The organism is Nesiotobacter zosterae (genome assembly GCF_033843645.1).
GTDB lineage: Bacteria > Pseudomonadota > Alphaproteobacteria > Rhizobiales > Stappiaceae > Pseudovibrio > Pseudovibrio zosterae.
The window spans coordinates 284,446-302,271 of sequence record NZ_JAWXVZ010000001.1; the positions used below are offsets into that span (position 1 = coordinate 284,446).

The 17,826-nt window shown below is 57.0% G+C and carries 20 protein-coding genes; 14 read left to right on the forward strand and 6 right to left on the reverse strand.

The features are described 5' to 3' along the window. Window positions 1-26 precede the first annotated feature (26 nt). Together Q3Y58_RS01350 and Q3Y58_RS01355 are read left to right on the forward strand one after the other, a co-directional pair. Window positions 27-932 (forward strand): ABC transporter permease, encoded by a 906-nt coding sequence (locus tag Q3Y58_RS01350; RefSeq protein WP_319620680.1) that lies wholly within the window; start codon window positions 27-29, stop codon window positions 930-932. Next, window positions 932-1,780, forward strand: coding sequence for an ABC transporter permease (locus tag Q3Y58_RS01355; RefSeq protein WP_274217995.1), 849 nt, complete (start codon window positions 932-934; stop codon window positions 1,778-1,780). Before Q3Y58_RS01350 ends, Q3Y58_RS01355 begins: the two co-directional genes overlap by 1 nt. Before the next feature lie 10 nt (window positions 1,781-1,790). Here Q3Y58_RS01355 and Q3Y58_RS01360 read toward each other — a convergent pair whose 3' ends face one another. From Q3Y58_RS01360 to rocF, 3 genes are all read right to left on the reverse strand, one after another. Continuing rightward, entirely contained in the window at window positions 1,791-2,762 is a 972-nt protein-coding gene (locus tag Q3Y58_RS01360; RefSeq protein ID WP_319620681.1) for a nucleoside recognition protein, read from the reverse strand. 168 nt (window positions 2,763-2,930) lie between these two features. Then, window positions 2,931-3,980 carry an ornithine cyclodeaminase gene (locus Q3Y58_RS01365; RefSeq protein ID WP_319620682.1) on the reverse strand — a complete coding sequence of 350 codons (1,050 nt, stop codon included), beginning with the start codon at window positions 3,978-3,980 and terminating at the stop codon, window positions 2,931-2,933. Between the two features lie 19 nt (window positions 3,981-3,999). After that, window positions 4,000-4,938 carry an arginase gene (gene rocF, locus Q3Y58_RS01370; RefSeq protein WP_319620683.1) on the reverse strand — a complete coding sequence of 313 codons (939 nt, stop codon included), beginning with the start codon at window positions 4,936-4,938 and terminating at the stop codon, window positions 4,000-4,002. 122 nt (window positions 4,939-5,060) lie between these two features. Between rocF and Q3Y58_RS01375 the strand changes: the two genes are divergently transcribed. Next, window positions 5,061-5,537: an Lrp/AsnC family transcriptional regulator gene (locus Q3Y58_RS01375; RefSeq protein ID WP_274217999.1), complete on the forward strand. Its 477-nt coding sequence runs from the start codon at window positions 5,061-5,063 to the stop codon at window positions 5,535-5,537. Between the two features lie 53 nt (window positions 5,538-5,590). Here the strand turns inward: Q3Y58_RS01375 and Q3Y58_RS01380 are convergent, their stop codons facing one another. The 3 genes from Q3Y58_RS01380 to Q3Y58_RS01390 all read right to left on the reverse strand — a co-directional run bounded on the left by Q3Y58_RS01380 (window position 5,591) and on the right by Q3Y58_RS01390 (window position 7,561). Further along, a complete protein-coding gene (locus tag Q3Y58_RS01380; protein ID WP_319620684.1) occupies window positions 5,591-6,211 on the reverse strand; it encodes a GYF domain-containing protein in 621 nt (206 codons plus the stop codon). A 228-nt stretch (window positions 6,212-6,439) separates the two neighbouring features. Continuing rightward, window positions 6,440-7,075 carry a maleylacetoacetate isomerase gene (gene maiA, locus Q3Y58_RS01385; protein ID WP_319620685.1) on the reverse strand — a complete coding sequence of 212 codons (636 nt, stop codon included), beginning with the start codon at window positions 7,073-7,075 and terminating at the stop codon, window positions 6,440-6,442. A gap of 24 nt (window positions 7,076-7,099) precedes the next feature. Further along, window positions 7,100-7,561 (reverse strand): MarR family winged helix-turn-helix transcriptional regulator, encoded by a 462-nt coding sequence (locus Q3Y58_RS01390; RefSeq protein ID WP_274218002.1) that lies wholly within the window; start codon window positions 7,559-7,561, stop codon window positions 7,100-7,102. A 330-nt stretch (window positions 7,562-7,891) separates the two neighbouring features. Between Q3Y58_RS01390 and fahA the strand changes: the two genes are divergently transcribed. The 11 genes from fahA to Q3Y58_RS01445 all read left to right on the forward strand — a co-directional run bounded on the left by fahA (window position 7,892) and on the right by Q3Y58_RS01445 (window position 17,806). Then, window positions 7,892-9,163 (forward strand): fumarylacetoacetase, encoded by a 1,272-nt coding sequence (gene fahA / locus Q3Y58_RS01395; RefSeq protein ID WP_319620686.1) that lies wholly within the window; start codon window positions 7,892-7,894, stop codon window positions 9,161-9,163. Window positions 9,164-9,179: 16 nt separating this feature from the next. Beyond that, complete coding sequence (locus tag Q3Y58_RS01400) at window positions 9,180-10,130, forward strand: MBL fold metallo-hydrolase (RefSeq protein WP_274218004.1); 951 nt, start codon at window positions 9,180-9,182, stop codon at window positions 10,128-10,130. Window positions 10,131-10,160: 30 nt separating this feature from the next. Further along, window positions 10,161-11,762: an FAD-dependent oxidoreductase gene (locus tag Q3Y58_RS01405; protein ID WP_319620687.1), complete on the forward strand. Its 1,602-nt coding sequence runs from the start codon at window positions 10,161-10,163 to the stop codon at window positions 11,760-11,762. Window positions 11,763-11,776: 14 nt separating this feature from the next. Continuing rightward, window positions 11,777-11,968, forward strand: coding sequence for a DUF2783 domain-containing protein (locus tag Q3Y58_RS01410; RefSeq protein ID WP_274218006.1), 192 nt, complete (start codon window positions 11,777-11,779; stop codon window positions 11,966-11,968). Between the two features lie 55 nt (window positions 11,969-12,023). Continuing rightward, window positions 12,024-12,566, forward strand: coding sequence for a VOC family protein (locus tag Q3Y58_RS01415; protein WP_274218007.1), 543 nt, complete (start codon window positions 12,024-12,026; stop codon window positions 12,564-12,566). 104 nt (window positions 12,567-12,670) lie between these two features. Next, window positions 12,671-13,702: a TRAP transporter substrate-binding protein gene (locus tag Q3Y58_RS01420; RefSeq protein ID WP_319620689.1), complete on the forward strand. Its 1,032-nt coding sequence runs from the start codon at window positions 12,671-12,673 to the stop codon at window positions 13,700-13,702. Beyond that, window positions 13,699-14,211 (forward strand): TRAP transporter small permease, encoded by a 513-nt coding sequence (locus Q3Y58_RS01425; protein WP_319620690.1) that lies wholly within the window; start codon window positions 13,699-13,701, stop codon window positions 14,209-14,211. The genes Q3Y58_RS01420 and Q3Y58_RS01425 overlap by 4 nt, the downstream gene beginning before the upstream one ends. Before the next feature lie 3 nt (window positions 14,212-14,214). Beyond that, window positions 14,215-15,531 carry a TRAP transporter large permease gene (locus Q3Y58_RS01430; RefSeq protein WP_319620692.1) on the forward strand — a complete coding sequence of 439 codons (1,317 nt, stop codon included), beginning with the start codon at window positions 14,215-14,217 and terminating at the stop codon, window positions 15,529-15,531. Window positions 15,532-15,707: 176 nt separating this feature from the next. Next, window positions 15,708-16,148, forward strand: a complete 441-nt coding sequence (locus tag Q3Y58_RS01435) for a YqaA family protein (RefSeq protein ID WP_274218011.1) — start codon at window positions 15,708-15,710, stop codon at window positions 16,146-16,148. A 91-nt stretch (window positions 16,149-16,239) separates the two neighbouring features. Continuing rightward, entirely contained in the window at window positions 16,240-16,980 is a 741-nt protein-coding gene (locus Q3Y58_RS01440; protein ID WP_319620693.1) for a hypothetical protein, read from the forward strand. Window positions 16,981-17,128: 148 nt separating this feature from the next. Beyond that, window positions 17,129-17,806 (forward strand): GntR family transcriptional regulator, encoded by a 678-nt coding sequence (locus Q3Y58_RS01445; protein ID WP_319620694.1) that lies wholly within the window; start codon window positions 17,129-17,131, stop codon window positions 17,804-17,806. Window positions 17,807-17,826 lie beyond the last annotated feature (20 nt).

A 17,826-nucleotide genomic window follows, 5' to 3' on the forward strand; every position in this document is an offset into this window, starting at 1 on the left:
TTGGCCTCGCCCCTTCATTCCCTGAGATGATCCAGCACGACCGCCCCACTTCACACCGCCAACCTTTAAGCCTTCGGGAAAAGCTCCAGCTTGCCCCGTTGCTTCTGGTCATGCTGGGTCTGTTTGGCGGTGCGCTTGTGCTTGGTCTGCTTCAAAGCTTCGGTTTTGCGCCTTGGTTCGGCATCAACGAGTTTCCCAACCCCGACTACTTCGTGGCACTATGGTCTTCGCCGGATTTCTGGCTTTCCCTTGGGCTCACGCTCTACTACGGCGTCGTTTCAACGCTGTTGGGGCTGATCATCTCTGTGCCGCTGGCGTTGGCGTTCGAGCGTCGCTTTCGCGGCTCAAAGGTGCTTTTGGCCGTCTCGCGTTTGCCGCTTATGGTTCCGTACAGTGTTGGGATCGCTCTTGCGTTGATCATGCTGGGGAACGGCGGCATCATTTCCCGTCTTGCGGCCAGCTTGGGCCTTATTTCAGATCCCGGCGCGTTCCCGGCCATCCTGCACAGCCATTGGGGCTGGGGCATCATTGCCGTTTATGTCTGGAAGCAGGTGCCGTTCATGACCATGGCCATTCTGGCTGTTCTTTTGGGGCTCGGTCAGGGCACACGGGAAGCGGCTATGGTCCTTGGGGCCCGCACGCATCAGGTATTCTGGCGAGTAACGCTCCCTCAGCTCATGCCCGGCATCGTCTCCGCCTCTCTCATCTGTTTTGCCTTCAATGTCGGCGCGTTCGAAGCCCCGTTCATCCTTGGCGGCGGCTATCCGGAAACACTTCCCGTGTTGGCATGGCGTTACTTCAACGACGCCAACTACGTCTATCAGCTGCAGGGCATGGCGGTAATTGTCTCGCTCACGCTGGTTTCCGGGGCCATTTTGGCAGGTTACCTGTTTGCCTATCGCCGCTTTGAACGCAAACGGGGGCGCCTTTGATGGCCAGCGCAAGCCTTCGCTCTCTCACCTTTGGGCAGAAGCTGCTCATTCTCGCCGTGCTTGCCTTTACCATTGGGCCGTTCGCACCGCTCATCATCCAGAGCCTTGCGTTCCGCTGGGCATGGCCAGACCTGCTGCCTTCCGTCTGGTGGCTCGAACAACGGCAGATTTCGCCGTTTCCCTTGGCGTGGGATTATGTGCTGTCGCCCACCTCAAAGGTGCTTGAAGCAACCGTGAACACCATCGGCATCGGTGTTGCTGTATCGTTGCTCTGCCTGCTCATTTGCCTGCCCGCCGCGCGGGTTCTGGCAAGAGCAAACTTCCGCGGCAAGAAGCGTCTGGAGTTCTTTCTGTCACTTCCGTTGCTGGTGCCGGAAGCCGCCATCGGCATTGCGCTTTTGATGATCTTTACGGGGTTGGGCCTATCAGGCACGTATGTTGGGGTCATCATCGTCCACCTCATTCCCACCGTGCCTTACATGGTGCGCATGCTCACCGCCGTGTATCAGGGGCTGGATCAAGGCTTTGAGGACAATGCCCGCGTCCTCGGCGCCAACGATTGGCAAGTGCTCACCCGTGTCACCTTGCCCATGCTTATGCCCGGGGTGCTTGCCGGGGCGCTCTTTACTTTCCTTGTGTCAACGAACCTGTTTTTGCTCACATTCTTCATCGGGCAGGGCAGCATCGTCACTCTGCCGACCCTTTTGTTCTCGCAGATATCTGGCGGGGCCATGGGCGCAACGGCGGCAGGCATCGCGCTGGTGGCGTCCTTGCCGGGGCTCATCCTGCTCGTGCTCTCGGACCGGTTGATCCGAGAAGAAGCTTTTGCCCTTGGAATTGGCGAATAGAGGCTGCGCTTCAGGCCCGCGCTGGGCGGTAGAAGAAGCGCTCGAACAGCTGCTCAGGCAGCAACAGCATCAAGCGGCTGATGAGGATCATCGCAATCACGGTAAACACAAATCGGCCGATCAAGACACCGGAATAGTGGCCGCCAAACGCCATCATCACCAACGGATCCTCAATCAGGCCGTGGCACAGCCCCATGAAGCTGACGGAAAGCACAACGTCCCGAGAGCTTAAATTGCCAGCTTGCGCTTCCCGAATGATCAGGCCGCCACCGTAAGAAAGGCCGAGCAATACACCAATCATGGTGACGTTGGTCGCCTTTGGGCTGATGCCCATCAAGCTCAAAAGCGGTGCAAACAAGCGGGTCAATAGGCCGGTGATGCCTGTTACTTCCAGTAGCTTCAGGAAGATGATCAACGCCAGAATGATCCAGAACAGGGAGAACAGCAAAGAAGCGCTGGACCATGCCCACTGCAACCATGTCTCGTCAGCTTGCGGCACCACTGGCAACCAGCTCAGGTCCAAGGGCTGCTGCAGCCAGTCGCCCCAAGCGTAGATAAGGTTCAGCACCACGCCGTAGGCCATGCCCACCACCAGTCTCAGGCCGGAAGAAAAGATAAAGCTTACGCCTGCTTTGCGCGAGATGCCTTGTTCAAGGGGAAGTGCGTGAGCAATCAGCACCATGGACAACAGCACTGTAACCTGCGCAACGGTCAGCTCCATTCCGGGCAGCAGGCCCATCATGGCGGCCAGCGCACCATAGTTGTTCACCAGAAGGCCCGTGGCGAACACGAGACCCGTTTCTGCTGGCAGACCGGCTATGCCCATCACGGGGCTGAGAAAGCTTGCCAGATGCTCAACAGCGCCAAACTCGATCGCAATGCGTACAAGGATCATGATTGGCACCATTACCTTCACCATATCGATGAACAGGCGAATGGCATCCTTGCCGAGCTTGAAGGCGGTGAGAATGAAAACGTTCATGGGTAAGCATCCGGCTGGAGATGACCTAAGGAAGGATGCCTAGCTGTAAAGAAGGGCAAAGAAAATCGCAAGCCGCCGGCGCTTGCGATTTTTACCGGCAAGCCGTGAGCTCACCTTAAGAACGGAGGCGCTCCGGAAGGGAACGAAGCGCCTCGCTAGGTGTTGAGATCAACTGCCGTTTTCAACGGCCAGTTTTGGGCCTACGGGTTTCGTCAGCAGGCCAAACAAGTCGCGGGGATCGGCAGGGTCGGCCACCATGTCCAGTGTGTCGAACAGGCCGGTCGCGATCGCCCGATCATGAAGGTAGCGTAGCGCCGAAAAATCTTCGGTTGCAAAGCCTACGGAATCGAACAGGGTGATTTGACGCTCATCGTCGCGGCCCTGTGCTTCGCCGCGCATCACTTGCCAAAGTTCGTTGACAGGGTAGTCCTCGTCCAGCTGCTGAATTTCACCCTCAATGCGGGTCTGTGGTGGGTATTCAACGAAGATCTTGGACTTCAGCAGCACGTCTTTGTGCAGCTCCGTCTTGCCCGGGCAGTCCCCGCCGATGGCGTTAATGTGCAGGGCGCTGCCAACCATGTTGTCGGTCAAGATGGTTGCGTTCTGTTTGTCTGCGGTCACAGTGGTGATGATGTCCACCCCTGTCACAGCTTCTTCCGGGCTGCTGCAGGCAGTAAGGGTGAAACCCCGTCCATTCAGGTTGCGGATCAGCTTTTCGGTGGCTTTCGGGTCAACATCATAGAGGCGTAGTTCGGTGATGCCGAGCAGCTCCTTGAATGCAATCGCCTGAAACTCGGACTGCGCGCCGTTGCCGATCATCGCCATACTCTTGGAGCCCGGACGCGCCAGATGTTTTGCAGCCACCGCGGAAGTTGCTGCTGTACGCAGAGCCGTCAGCACGGTCATCTCGGAAAGCATCACCGGATAGCCCGTATCGACATCGGCGAGCAAGCCGAAAGCGGTAACGGTCTGTAGGCCTTCCTTGGTGTTCTTGGGATGGCCGTTCACATACTTGAAGGTGTAAAGCTCACCATCGCTTGTTGGCATCAGTTCGATCACGCCGACCTTGGAGTGGCTAGCAACACGCGGGATCTTGTCGAACAGTTCCCAGCGCTTGAAGTCTTCTTCAACATAATCGGCCAGCCCGTGCAGGAAGTCTTCAATTCCCTGACCGCGCACAATCTCCAGAATGTTGTCGACGCTTACGAATTTCACCATGTGCGGTTGTCCCTTCTTATTAGAAATTTTCTGCGGCGCGCGTTTGCCGGTCAAGAATGCTCTTGCCGAACAAGCTGCTCACCAGATCAACCATCAAGCGGGCCGTGGTGCCGCTATGGTCGAGAAACGGGTTGAGCTCTACAAGGTCCAGTGATGAGACCAGTTTGTAATCATGCAGCAGTTCCATGATCAGGTGCGCCTCGCGGAAGGTCGCTCCCCCGGGCACAGTGGTGCCCACTGCCGGTGCAATCGCTGGATCGAGGAAGTCCACGTCCAGGCTCAGGTGCAGTTTGCCGTTGCTGGCTTTCACACGGTCAAGGAACGTGCGGAGCGGCTTGATGACGCCATTCTCGTCAATGCTGCGCATGTCATGGGCCAGAACGCCAACCTCTCGCAGGGTATCGCGCTCGGCGCGGTCAACAGAGCGCAGGCCCATCATGCATACGTTCTGCGGCTTCACCGGGTTTGCCAGTTTCGGCAGATAGGGCGTGAAATCCTTGCTTCCCGTGTAGTAGGCCGCTGGCGTGCCGTGCAGGTTGCCGCTCTCGGTGCTGTCCAGACTGTGAAAATCGGGGTGTGCATCCAGCCAGAGCACGAACTGTTCTCGCCCTTGTTCAGCCGTGTGCTGCGCCACACCTGACACCGTTCCGGCGGCCATGGAATGGTCCCCACCCAAGAAAATCGGGAGGGCCCCTTCACTCATGGCGTTGTACGCTGCTTCGTAAAGCACTTGGGTCCAGGCGCGATATTCTGCCAGATGGTGCACCTTCGGGTTCGTGTGCGAGAGTGGTTCCTGAACGGAAACACGGAGGTTTCCAAGGTCCTCAACATCAAAACCCAACGCCTGCAGATGGTTGGGCAGCTGCGCGGTACGAAAGGCATCGGGGCCCATGAGGCAGCCGCCCAAATGGGTGCCGGTCTGAATGGGGGCGCCTATCAAAAGGATCTTCTCAGACATTCAGGGTCCTCTGGATATTTTATCGTTGCGCCAATTATGCGCCTTCCAACGGCGGTAAAAAGAGATCATAATGATCACAGTGATGGCAAATATTGCCAAATTGATAAGGCTTTTTACGCATTATGGATGAGATAGATCGCCACTTGATAGCGTTACTACGTAGAAATGGGCGGGCAAGCGTGTCCGATCTGGCTATGGAGTTGAAGCTTGCGCGTGCAACCGTTCGCAGCCGCATGGAAAAGCTGCAAGAATCGGGCGAGATCCTTGGCTTCACTGTCGTTTTGAAGAATGACGTTTACGATCAGCCAGTTCGTGGCATCATGGCGGTGCAGATCGAAGGCAAGGGCATGGACAAGATCGTCGCCCGTCTCAACACAATGCCGGAAATCTCCGCCGTTCACACCACCAACGGCAATTGGGATCTCATTTTGGAGATCAACACCAAGACATTGACCATTTTGGACGATGTGTTGAAGCGCATTCGCTCGATTGATGGTGTGGCGTCCAGTGAGACCAACTTGCTGCTGACCACACGGCGCAGTTCGTTGAAAGCGTCGTCGCTTAAGTCTGACGGCTTTCATCTTACGGGTGGAGAGTAGGAAGCAAGAGACTGGGCGCGTTCTGCGGTGCGGTCCGAACGACCTTGCGGCCTCTAGAACGCAGCCCAGTAGATCAGGAAAGGTGTTGGGTACACCGCGAACGACAGCAACGGCAAAATGAAGTGCTGATTTTTCGCGATGTTCTTGCGCAGCAGGAAATAAGCGGGTGGGATCAGCAGAAACAAGACAATGCCAACCTTCACACTCTCTTCGTAGCTCGCTTTCAGGGCCTTGCTGTCAATGCGATGGAAACACGCGCAGACAACAGGGTAGGCCATAAGGAAATAGGCTGGCAGCAGGTAAACCCGGAAGTCCTCAGCCGCTGCCGGGATGATGCCGCCAAGCATCAAGGCACCCAGAGCGGAAATGACCGGGGCAAACACCATGATCCAGGCGAGCGAAGGCGCGACGTGCCGCGGGGGGCGGTTCGCCTCTTTCTCTGCTTTAGCCTCTTCATCTGCTTCGTGCAGCATATCGATGAGGCGATCTACCTCATAAACGCGGCGCCAGACAGGGCCGAGTTCACGTGACCAAACCTTCGTTGAACGGCTGATCTTTCCGGAGGTCAAGAGCTCCAGAAATTCCGGCTCCTCAAGAGGGCCGACATTTTCACCGTTTACCTTATAGAACCAACGAACAGGCCTGCCCTCGCTGGGCAAATCGTTCTCGCTCACAGGGGGCGTCCTTGCGTTCAAGGTCACCGTCCTCCTTCTCATCAGTAAGTCATGGCGATCCATTGTCGCCCGGTTCTATATTCCTACTGACGATGCACCATTTGGGAGCTTTTGCCCCATACTCTTATTATAGATCAGCACTTATATTGTGCCGCAACAGGCCACTATTTACAACTAGTTGCCAAATGATCAAGGGGGACCATCGCGCCCATGGTGCATTTCCTCAAGTTAACTACTTTTAGGATAGGCGGCTGCGAAGGCAGGATGGTGTTCAAGGGCTGAAACAATGGTGTTGATCCGAGAAAGATCACTGCGGTCCGCGCCCCAACGGTCGGCATTGTAAACTTGAGGCATCAAACAAATGTCGGCTAATGAAACAGTCTCTCCGTAACACGTAGCGCCTGTGGTGCCCAGCTGCTCCAGCAGGCCTTCGAATGCGACCAGGCCACTGCGGATCTTCTCTTTCATCCACTGAGCTTTTATTGTTTCATTACCGCCACTTACGTGCACAATGCTCTGTACGACGCCTAAGTTGCATATGGGATGGATGTCCATTGCGATGGCATAGGAGAGTTGGCGCACGCGGGCGCGTCCCAGTGCATCCTCCGGCATCAGCTTTGGTTCGGGATACTGCTCCTCCAGGTACTCGATTATGGCAAGCGACTGGGTGAAGCGCTGCCCGTCGAGCACAAGAGTAGGCACCAGTCCCTGCGGGTTGAGTGCTTTATAGGCATCACTATTTTGTTCTTTGTTCAGAAGGTTAACTTCCTCGGTTTCAAACCGCAGGCCTTTTAGGTTGAGCGCGATTCGTACCCGGTAGCTGGCCGACGAACGCCAGTAGTCGTAAAGCTTGATCTCAGACATTGTTCCCTCCCCAAATGCCATGCCTCAGACGCTCGGTTCTGTCAGCGCCATGGTCGCATCCGCTCGTTTGCGAACCCGGTCCATCAATCCTTCCAGAAGGGTGAGTTCCTCCTCCGTCAGATCAGCAATCAGCTCCTGCTCCACCTCCCGCACAAGCGGCACCAGATCTTGAAAAATGCGGTTGCCTTCTTCCGTCAGTCGAAGCACAGAGCGTCGGCGGTCATCCCCATCGATATCGCGTTTCAACAAACCCTTTTTGCGCAGCGATTGCACGGCGCGGGACACGTTCACCTTGTCCATGCTGGATTTCTCGACAATCTCGGTTGCCGAAAGCGCCCGGTTGCTGCCCAAAATGGCCATTGTGCGCCACTCTGAAACCGCAAGCCCATGCCGCTCGGTGTAAACGCGGGTGACGGCGGCGCTCACCGCGGCAGCGAACACGCGCACGCGGTACGGAAAGAAATCGCGAAGGTCAAAATCGTGCATAGGGGTCAGTTGCCTAGCTGTTGTGCCGGTCGCTTGGCGCGGCGTTTCTCTTGTTCCAAACGGCACTGCGCCGCATCTGATACTTATAATAGTAACAAGTGAAACTAAATGTCAATTTGGTCGATTCTTATACGTTTCGCTGATGCGCCCGAGGCGTTCGGCAATATTATTCGCCAAAATCAGCCGCTTCTGCGGAATGTAGACCAATATCTAATATCTCACTGACGGGTTGGCAATTGACAAAGTTTCATTTGTAACTATCCTGATGAGCAGATTTACGTTCAGGGCCAATTCTTAGGTGCCCTTTAAAAACCAAGAGCGAGTTTCTTCATGAAAAGCTGGGTTGAAAGCGCCAACCAGAGTGACTGCCACTTTCCTCTCCAAAACCTGCCGTACGGCGTTTTCTCAACGGGCGGCTCTGCGCCACGTTGCGGCGTTGCGATCGGTCAGTTTGTTTTGGATCTTGCGCTGCTGGAAGAGGCTGGGCTGATCTCAGCAGGTGGGGCGCAGCACGTGTTTAACCAGCCTGCTTTGAACCTGTTCATGGGTTTGGGCAAGACATCCTGGGATCAGGTACGTGAACGCCTCATTGCGCTGCTGAAGGAAGACGGCGACAGCGCGCTCAAGGACGATGAGGGCCTCAAGACGAAGGCGCTTGTTTCCATGGCAGATGCACAAATGCACATGCCGTTCACCGTAGGCGAGTACACCGACTTTTATGCCGGTCGCCAGCATGCGTTCAACGTGGGCACCATGTTCCGTGGTCCGGAAAACGCGCTACCACCGAACTGGCTCCACATTCCGATCGGCTACAATGGCCGCGCATCCACCGTCATCGTAAGCGGCACAGACATTACCCGCCCGCTCGGCCAGAAAAAAGCGCCAACAGACGAGGTGCCGCGCTTTGGGGCCTGTGAACGTCTCGACATTGAGCTTGAGATGGGCGCCGTCGTTGGCATGCCTAGTGAGATGGGGCGTCCTATCTCCGTGCAGGAAGCCGACGACATGATCTTCGGTTATGTGTTGCTCAATGACTGGTCGGCGCGCGACATTCAGGCTTGGGAATATCAGCCGCTCGGGCCGTTTCAGGCCAAGGCGTTTGCCACCTCCATCAGCCCTTGGGTGGTCACCAAGGCCGCACTTGAGCCGTTCCGCACATCCACGCCGACACGGGAAAAAGAGCTGCTGCCTTACCTGCGTGAACCGGGCCCCATGCTCTACGATATCGAGCTGGAGGTCCTCATGCAGCCTAAAGGTGCCGAAAAGGCAACCCGCATCGCCAAGACCAAATACAACAACATGTACTACTCCTCCGCCCAGCAGCTGGCGCACCATGCCATCAGCGGCTGCAAGATGAACACGGGTGATCTGCTCGGTTCCGGCACCATCTCCGGACCTGAGAAGACCCAATACGGTTCACTCCTCGAGCTCACATGGGGCGGCAAAGAGCCTCTTGAGCTGGAAACCGGCGAAACCCGCCGCTTCATCGAGGATGGCGACACACTCACTCTAACAGGTTGGGCGCAAGGCGACGGTTACCGCATTGGCTTTGGCGAATGCGTGGGAACCATCAAGCCAGCACCTGATTACGACCCTCGCTAAGGGGGAGGGAGACCAAATGACAAAAGCATTTGCATCAACGGGCGACATGGAACAAAAGACCATCTCCTTCACGGAGATCGGTCGCGACCTTTACGCCTTCACTGCGGAAGGTGACCCGAACACCGGCGTCATCATTGGCGACGACAGTGTTATGGTCATGGACGCGCAGGCCACCCCCGTCATGGCCCAGCTGGTAATCGACAAGATCCGCGAAGTCACCGACAAGCCGATCAAGTACGTCACGCTCAGCCATTACCATGCTGTTCGCGTGCTCGGCGCGTCCGCCTACAACGCTTCAGAAATCATTGCCTCAGAAAAGTGTCAGGCCATGATCTATGAGCGCGGTCAGGAAGACTGGGATTCAGAATACGGACGCTTCCCACGCCTGTTCGACGCTGCCGACAGCATTCCGGGCCTCACCTGGCCCACCATGACCTTCAAGGATCGCATGACCATCAACATGGGCAGCCGCCGTGTGGAACTCATGCATCTGGGTCGTGCGCACACCGCTGGCGACATTGTGGCGTGGGTGCCGGACGAAGGCGTCATGTTTACCGGGGATATCGTTGAGTACCACTCCGCGTGCTACTGCGGCGATGGCCACTTCAAGGACTGGGGCAACACGCTGGACGCCATCAAGTCCTTCAACCCGGACGCCATCGCACCCGGCCGCGGTGATGCGCTGGTTGGTGAGAAGATGGTGAACGCAGCCATCGAGAACACCCGTGACTTTGTTGAGAGCACTTACCGCCCGATCGAGCGCATTGCGGCCCGTGGGGGCACCTTGAAGGAAGCATGGGACGCCTGCCGCGCCGAATGCGATCCCAAGTTCAAGGACTACGCAATCTACGAGCACTGCCTGCCATTCAATGTGGCCCGTGCTTTCGATGAAGCGCGCGGCATCGACACACCGCGCATCTGGACCGCAGAACGGGACCGCGAGATGTGGGCACAGCTTCAGGGCTAACGCGATGAGCGCTGTTGGGAGGCAGCAATCATGACCAAGATTTTTGAAGTGCCACTTTACCCTTATGTCCGCTCTGCGGATCAGGATGCGGTTGCTCCTGTACGCCATAAGGTCGTTGTTGTCGGGGCAGGGCCAATTGGTCTTGCCGCCGCCATTGATCTGGCCATGCAGGACGTGCCTGTTGTGGTGGTGGATGACAACGACAAGGTCAGTTGGGGGTCCCGCGCCGTTTGTTATGCCAAGCGCCCGCTGGAGATTCTGGACCGCATGCAGTGCGGTGACAAGTTCGTGGACAAGGGCGTGCAGTGGAACATCGGCAAGGTGTTTTTTGATGAGCGTCAGGTCTACCAGTTCGATTTGCTGCCAGAGGATGGCCACAAGCGGCCAGCCTTTATCAACCTTCAGCAATACTATCTGGAGGAGTATCTGGTGGAGCGCGTGCAGGCGCTCAAGGCCGAAGGCAAGCCCATTGAAATTCGCGGCAACAACAAGGTTACCCAAGTAGAGCAGAAAGACGGCTTTGCGCTGGTGACGCTGGAAACACCTGAGGGTGCTTATACGGTTGAAGCCGATTGGGTCATCGCTTGTGATGGCGCAAGTTCGCCAGTGCGTCAGATGCTGGATCTGGACTTCCGTGGCCGAATCTTTGAGGACAACTTTCTCATTGCCGATGTGGTCATGAATGCGGACTTCCCAACAGAACGCTGGTTCTGGTTTGACCCGCCTTTCAACAAGGGGCAGTCAGCTCTGCTTCACAAACAGCCCGACAACGTTTGGCGCATCGATCTCCAGCTTGGCTGGGACATCGACAAGGAAGAAGAGCAGAAGCCGGAAAACGTCATTCCGCGCCTCAAGGCCATGCTTGGCGATGAGGTGGAGTTCGAGCTGGAGTGGGTGTCCATCTACACCTTCCAGTGTCGCCGCATGGAGCAGTTTCGCCACGGCTCAGTCATCTTCGCGGGCGATAGCGCCCATCAGGTTTCCCCGTTCGGGGCACGCGGGGCCAACAGCGGCCTGCAAGACACTGACAATTTGTGCTGGAAGCTGAAGCTGGTCATTGATGGCAAGGCACCGGAAAGCCTGCTCGACAGCTACGATCAGGAGCGTACGTTCGCAGCGGATGAGAACATTCTGAACTCCTCGCGTTCAACGGACTTCATCACACCCAAGTCCGACATGAGCCGCATGTTCCGTGATGCGGTGCTGGACCTTTCCGAGCACGCAGCCTTTGCCCGTCCGCTTGTCAACTCAGGCCGCTTGTCCCTGCCAAGCATCTACGATGGTTCCTCATTGAACGGCCCGGATCATCCGGACATGCCCGAGCGGTCCCGTCCGGGTGCTCCGGCAAGCGATGCACCGGTAGAAAATGGTTGGCTCATGGACCAGCTCGGCAACGGCTTCCAACTGCTGGCTGTCAATACCGATGTGCCGGAAGTGGTCGAGTTTGGCGGCCTCCAGATAACGCGGTTGGCCTACAGCGCAGAGCCCGGTTCTGCGCTTGCGAACCGTTACTTGGGTCAGGCGCCAACGGCAGTCTATCTCATGCGCCCGGACCAGCACGTAGCAGCACGTTGGGAGACCTACAATGCGGCGGAAGTCGAACAGGCGCTGCTGCGCGCCATTGGTCACTGAGGGGGAGATTTGTGATGGCTACGCTAAATACAAAGGCGAACATCAAGGATCCCGACGGCTTCTACGAGGAGCTGCTGGCCTTGCATGCCGAGAAGTCCATGGAGGAAAGCCAGGCCCTTAACGCCAAGCTGATCCTGATACTCGCCAACCACATTGGCGACCGCGACGTCCTGCGCGAAGCTTTCAAGCTTGCCAGTGATGCCTGATCAACCATCGGACCACCGCGTTCCGACAGGGTGACGAGACAAGGGAGACGAACCTATGAAAATCGAGCACATCCACCACGTTGCGTACCGCTGTAAGGACGCGAAGGAAACCGTGGAGTGGTACACCAAGAACCTCAACATGGATTTCATGCTGGCCATTGCGGAGGACAAGGTCCCTTCGACACATGAGCCGGACCCTTACATGCACATCTTCCTCGATGCAGGGCAGGGCAACGTGCTGGCGTTCTTCGAGCTGCCAACCAAGCCGGAAATGGGCCGCGATCCCAACACCCCGATTTGGGTGCAGCACATCGCCTTCAAGGTGAAAGACCGCGACACCCTGCTTCAGTTCAAGGAAAACCTGGAGAACAACGGCATCGAAGTTCTCGGCGTCACGGACCACTCCATCTTCCACAGCATCTACTTCTTCGATCCCAATGGTCACCGCATTGAGCTGGCCTGTCCGGATCCGAAAGAAGAAGAAATGCTCGCCAAGCTGGATGCCGTGAAGTGGGACATGCTGGAAGAGTGGAGCCAGACCAAGCGTGCGCCAAAGCATGCAGACTGGATGCATAAAAAAGAACTGAGCGGCGACTAAAGCCTGTTCACGCAAGGGCGGTGCCGGGAACGCCGTCCTTCACCTGCCCGCAAAGGGCACTTCAGTTTGGCCGCTTGCGCCGCTGTTCAATGGGAGGAGAAAACATGTTCTTCAAGAAAACCGCCGCCGCATTTGCGCTCGCTGGCATGCTGGCACCATTTGCCCTGTCCAGCTCCGCTTCCGCAGAAACCCGTCTGGTGCTGTCTTCCTGGCTGCCACCAAAGCACCCAATCGTGGTCAATGCCATCAAGCCTTGGGCCAAGCAGGTGAAAGAAGTAACTGATGGCCGCGTGAGCGTTCGCGTTCTGGCCAAGCCAGCAGGCGCGCCCCCAGCCCACTACGACATGGCAGTCGATGGCATCGCCGACATCACCTATGGCCTGCACTCCTTCACCAAGGACAATCGCTTTGAGCGTTCGCGCATCGGCCAGTTCTCCTTCATTGGGGATGATGCTGTGTCCGGTTCCAAGGCGTTCTGGACAGTCTACGCCGGCGATCTAGAAGCTCAGAAAGAGCATGAAGGCACCAAGCTGCTTGGCCTTTTCGTTCATGGCCCCGGCGTGCTGCACAACAACGTGCGCAAGATCGAGCAGCCATCTGATCTGGAAGGTCTGAAGATCCGCGTCCCTGGTGGCTACATCGCAGACCTCATGGGCGACATGGGCTCCAACAGCATCTTCATGTCTTCCGGCGAAGTCTATGAGAAGCTGTCTCGCGGCATCATCGACGGCGTCACCTTCACCTATGAAGCGCTCACCGCGTTCAAGCTTCTGGATCACGTGAAATACTCCATGAAGGTGCCCGGCGGGATCTACAACACCACTTGGTTCCTCGTCATGAACGACGACAAGTGGGGCGAGCTGTCGCCGGAAGATCAGGCTGCCATTGAAGCCATTTCCGGGGAAGCCTTTGCTGAAATGGTGGGGCAGGCATGGAACGATGCTGACGCCAAGGCCATCGAAGAGATCAATGCAGCAGGCATTGAAATCTACGACGCTCCTGAGGGCATGGTCACTGCTATCCGTGAAAAGGCCGCCGGTTATGAGGCCGCTTGGGCGGAAGCCGTTTCCGAAGACGGTTACGATGGCGCAGCCGCCCTCACGAAGATGCGTGAGATGACCGGAGTGGCTCAGTGAGCCGCGCCACAGCAAACGGTCAGAGTGCGCTTTCTGCGCGCTCTGTCTCCCAACTGCTCCTCAATCTGTTGGGGCTTTGCTGTGTTCTCCTGCTCATCTGCTTGACGTCGCTCACCCTCGTGGATGTGGTTGGTCGCTATTGGTTCAATGCCCCGCTGCGCGGTGCATTTGAAATCACCCAGCTTCTGCTCTGTGCGCTGGTTTTCGCTGCGCTGCCGCTCACAACACAGGCCAAGGAGCATGTGGAGGTGGATTTGATCTACGGCATGGTGCCGCCTGTCATGCAGGGTGTCATGCGTTTCACATCCGCTGCCGTGTCGACCATTGTGTTGGGCGTTCTCGCTTGGCGTCTGGCCCATCACGCCGAGCAACTGGCAGAGGACGGCACAATCACCAACGCCCTCAATATTCCTTTTGCGCCGCTGGCCTGGTTTGCCGCTGTCTGCGCGCTGCTGAGCGGCCTTTATGCCCTGCAACACCTCCTTACTGCGCTGCGCAGAGGGTACTGATCCATGTTTGAATCTCTCATCGGCTTTGCCGCCCTCCTGACCCTGATCTTTCTTCGGGTGCCCATAGCCTTTGCCATGATCGCCGTAGGCGCCTTCGGGTTTGCCAGCATGCGCGGATGGGATGCCACTTGGGCTATGATCAGCTCCATCGGGTTTGAAACCGGCTTGTCCTACTCGCTCTCGGTGGTGCCCCTGTTCATCCTCATGGGCAATCTGCTCACCATTTCCGGTGTCAGCCATGGTCTTTATGCAGCGGCAAACCGCCTGCTCGGCGGTGCCCGTGGTGGTCTGGCCATGGCTTCGGTCGTGGCATGTGGCGGCTTCAGCGCGGTCTGCGGGTCTTCGCTGGCAACAGCGGCCACCATGTCCAAGGTCGCCATGCCGTCCATGCGCAAGTATGGCTATGCGGACAGTCTCGCAGCGGGTTCCATTGCTGCCGGGGGAACACTGGGCATTCTGATCCCGCCCAGTGTCATCATGATCATCTACGGCCTCTTGACGGAGTCCGACATTGGCAAGCTGTTCATTGCGGGCGTCATTCCCGGTATTCTCGGTGTGCTGCTCTACATCGCCGCCGTTTACATCGCCACGCTCATCAAGCCCGAACTGGCCCCAAAGGCTGAAAACAACGAGCCTTTCAGCACCAAGGAAAAGTATGGCGTTCTTGCGGTTCTGGGGCTTTTCATCCTCATCATGACCGGCATCTATGGCGGGTTCTTCACGCCGACAGAAGCCGCTGGTATTGGCGCGGGCGCAGCGTTCTTCATTGCGCTGGGCATGGGCGGCCTCACGAAAGAGCGTCTGTTCAGTGCCGGGCTGGAGAGCGCGCGCACCACGGCGATGATCTTCGTCATCATCATCGGGGCGGAAGTCTTCTCCAACTTTGTGAACTTCGCAGGCCTGCCGGATTATCTGGCCGAATGGGTGCTGGATCTGGAGCTGAACGCCTACATGGTCATCTTCGCGATTGTGCTCATCTACATCGCGCTCGGTTGTGTGCTGGAAAGCCTTTCCATGATCTTGCTCACCGTGCCGGTGTTCTACCCGCTCATCATGGAACTGGACTTTGGCGTTGAAGCCTTGAGCGATCCGGAAGCCGTGCTCATCTGGTTCGCTGTCATCGTGGTCGTCGTCACGGAGATCAGCCTCATCTCACCGCCAGTGGGGCTCAACGTGTTCGTCCTGCGCAATGTGCTGCGGGATGTGCCGCTGGCCACCATCTTCAAGGGCGTTCTGCCGTTCTGGCTGTCAGATATCGTGCGCCTATTGCTGTTGATCGCCGTGCCATCCCTGTCACTCTGGCTCACCGGCGCCATGTAGCCGGACCGTCAGATGTGATCCTCCAAGTGAAAGCCCCGGAACCGACAGCCGGGGCTTTTGCTGTGCCACAAGACCGACGGTTCTTGTGAAAGATCCCTCGTTCACGGCGATTTCAGACCTTCAATCGCCCGGGCTGTGCTAGTCATCGCGCTTTCGGTCCTTGAACGGAAACCTGAATGCTCGCAGACCTTGGGCTGTACTTTGGCCTGTTCACCACCTCGTTCCTCTCTGCAACCCTGTTGCCCGGCTCGTCCGAAGCCGCGTTGGCAGCGCTTGTCCTGATCGGCAAGTCCGATCCCGTGCTGTTGCTGATCGCGGCCACAACAGGCAACGTTCTGGGCTCCCTGTTCAATTGGTACTGCGGCGGCTTTCTCATGCAGTTCATTGGCAGGCGCTGGTTTCCGGTCTCGCAGCAGCACTACGACAAGGCGGTGGGCTGGTTCGCTGCCTACGGCAAGGCATCCCTGTTGTTTTCATGGGCACCGGTGGTGGGTGATCCGCTCACTGTTGTCGCGGGCGCGCTCCGTGTCCCGCTGCTGCAGTTCCTTGTATTGGTCAGCATTGGGAAGGCTGCGCGCTATCTCTCCATCTATCTGGCATTGATCTACTGGCAATAACTCCCCTAAAGTTACCACGGAATCAGAGGGGGCTGGCAACGGCTCGGCGCCCTGATCGGGAGTTCCTGGCGTAACTTGGGAGAGGTTCCGCATGAACGCGTTTTCCGCTGTAAAGTCGTGTCGCGCCGAAAGGTTGTGGCATCGCTTCAGAAGCTACAAGGACGGCGGCGTGCTTGTCTTTGCTCAGGTGGACCCGGCTGCGCACACTCTCGAAGAAGATCTGGACGCGGCTCTTGCTTCAAATGCCGACGGGTTGGAAATCAGCCTTGCCCGACATGACGGGCTGGACTGGCGTTTGGGCCATGGCACCCAGGCACTTGTTCTGGAAGACATTCTGGCCAAGCTGGGCGAGGCAACCCTCCTTTGTCTGAAGTTGGAGGACGCAGACCTTCAGGACTACGCCGCCATTGCCGCGCAGCTGCATGATCATGGCGCAGCGCAGCAGACCATCCTTCAGGTGCGCTTGTCAGCTCGCTGCCCGCTCGCCGCTCTGGTGAAAGAGCCGTTCTTCCACAGCGTGGCAGTCATCATCGAAACGCCACTGGAAGTGCTCACCACCGAGCCGAATATGCGCCAACTGCATGTTCCTGCTCACGAAGTAGACTTCAAAAGTTTTGAAGAGTTGAACAAAGCGCTCTTCATAACCCGCGCCAAACAGGCCCGCCTCAGTGTTGATGTGACAAAATGCGCGGCAAACTTCAGCGTGCTGGATTTACAGCATGCACGTGTGATCTGGCAGAGCTTGGTTGACGCCGGTGTCACCCTGATCAAAGCGCAAAATCCAGATAACTTGTTGAAGGCGCTAGGTGACTGGGGGCTGAGGCCGGGATGAGAAAAATATAGATCTGAGAAACTTATTTTAGTCTGGGCTGAATTACTTATAGTGTGCCGCGTCTCGCTACGGGTTTAGACGATCTGCAGGAAAACATGCATGTCGTATATTGCTTAAACGCAAAACCAATCCGAGTTCATGCATAATCATGCCAGCCCTAAGCTCCAATGTGTTTCTTGCCTATACGCGTTTGAAGGATGCGATCCTGAAAGGGAAGTTCGCGCCCAATCAGCGTATGCTTGAGCAAGAAGCGGCTGACTTTTTGAAAATGAGCCGCACGCCAGTTCGTGAAGCCATGCTGTTGTTAGAAAAGGACGGGCTGATTCAGCTTCGCCCGCGCCATGGCATGCAGGTTCTGGATCTTTCGAGAGAAGATATTCGCGAGATTTATCAGATGATTGCAGCGCTGGAGCCCATTGCGGCCCGCGCTTTGGCGCAGGGAGACCATTTCCCCAGCCACATCAAGCCGCTTGAAGATGCCCTTGAAATGATGGAGCTCGCCACAGCCCAAAATCAGATGGACATCTGGGCGGCAGCAGACAGAAAATTCCACGAAAACATCGTTTCCCTCAGCGGGCATAACCGCATGAGTGCTGTTCTCACCCAGTTGTGGGACCAAAGCCATCGTGCCCGTATTGCCCTGTTGCGCGACCCGGCCAGCAAGACCGCGTCTACCGATGAGCACATCGAAATTTTCGAGGCTATCCGGTTCGGACATGGTGAGCTCGCATTCGAGCGTCATCAGGCGCATCTGGAAAACGAGTGCGCTCGCATCATGCAGATTATCGCAGGCATCGAGCTGCCAAAGGAAAACGCCGAGGCATAACCCCGGCGTTGCTCTCAACT

What these genes read in the sequence shown, in the direction of transcription:
- Q3Y58_RS01355 (WP_274217995.1), top strand. Translation starts at nt 932, where the DNA reads ATGGCCAGCGCAAGCCTTCGCTCTCTCACCTTTGGGCAGAAGCTGCTC.
- maiA (WP_319620685.1), bottom strand. Translation starts at nt 7,075, where the DNA reads ATGTCTGAGATCAAGCTTTACGACTACTGGCGTTCGTCGGCCAGCTAC.
- fahA (WP_319620686.1), top strand. Translation starts at nt 7,892, where the DNA reads ATGAAAAGCTGGGTTGAAAGCGCCAACCAGAGTGACTGCCACTTTCCT.
- Q3Y58_RS01390 (WP_274218002.1), bottom strand. Translation starts at nt 7,561, where the DNA reads ATGCACGATTTTGACCTTCGCGATTTCTTTCCGTACCGCGTGCGCGTG.
- Q3Y58_RS01350 (WP_319620680.1), top strand. Translation starts at nt 27, where the DNA reads ATGATCCAGCACGACCGCCCCACTTCACACCGCCAACCTTTAAGCCTT.
- rocF (WP_319620683.1), bottom strand. Translation starts at nt 4,938, where the DNA reads ATGTCTGAGAAGATCCTTTTGATAGGCGCCCCCATTCAGACCGGCACC.
- Q3Y58_RS01445 (WP_319620694.1), top strand. Translation starts at nt 17,129, where the DNA reads ATGCCAGCCCTAAGCTCCAATGTGTTTCTTGCCTATACGCGTTTGAAG.
- Q3Y58_RS01405 (WP_319620687.1), top strand. Translation starts at nt 10,161, where the DNA reads ATGACCAAGATTTTTGAAGTGCCACTTTACCCTTATGTCCGCTCTGCG.
- Q3Y58_RS01420 (WP_319620689.1), top strand. Translation starts at nt 12,671, where the DNA reads ATGTTCTTCAAGAAAACCGCCGCCGCATTTGCGCTCGCTGGCATGCTG.
- Q3Y58_RS01415 (WP_274218007.1), top strand. Translation starts at nt 12,024, where the DNA reads ATGAAAATCGAGCACATCCACCACGTTGCGTACCGCTGTAAGGACGCG.
- Q3Y58_RS01400 (WP_274218004.1), top strand. Translation starts at nt 9,180, where the DNA reads ATGACAAAAGCATTTGCATCAACGGGCGACATGGAACAAAAGACCATC.
- Q3Y58_RS01440 (WP_319620693.1), top strand. Translation starts at nt 16,240, where the DNA reads ATGAACGCGTTTTCCGCTGTAAAGTCGTGTCGCGCCGAAAGGTTGTGG.
- Q3Y58_RS01435 (WP_274218011.1), top strand. Translation starts at nt 15,708, where the DNA reads ATGCTCGCAGACCTTGGGCTGTACTTTGGCCTGTTCACCACCTCGTTC.
- Q3Y58_RS01410 (WP_274218006.1), top strand. Translation starts at nt 11,777, where the DNA reads ATGGCTACGCTAAATACAAAGGCGAACATCAAGGATCCCGACGGCTTC.
- Q3Y58_RS01375 (WP_274217999.1), top strand. Translation starts at nt 5,061, where the DNA reads ATGGATGAGATAGATCGCCACTTGATAGCGTTACTACGTAGAAATGGG.
- Q3Y58_RS01360 (WP_319620681.1), bottom strand. Translation starts at nt 2,762, where the DNA reads ATGAACGTTTTCATTCTCACCGCCTTCAAGCTCGGCAAGGATGCCATT.
- Q3Y58_RS01430 (WP_319620692.1), top strand. Translation starts at nt 14,215, where the DNA reads ATGTTTGAATCTCTCATCGGCTTTGCCGCCCTCCTGACCCTGATCTTT.
- Q3Y58_RS01365 (WP_319620682.1), bottom strand. Translation starts at nt 3,980, where the DNA reads ATGGTGAAATTCGTAAGCGTCGACAACATTCTGGAGATTGTGCGCGGT.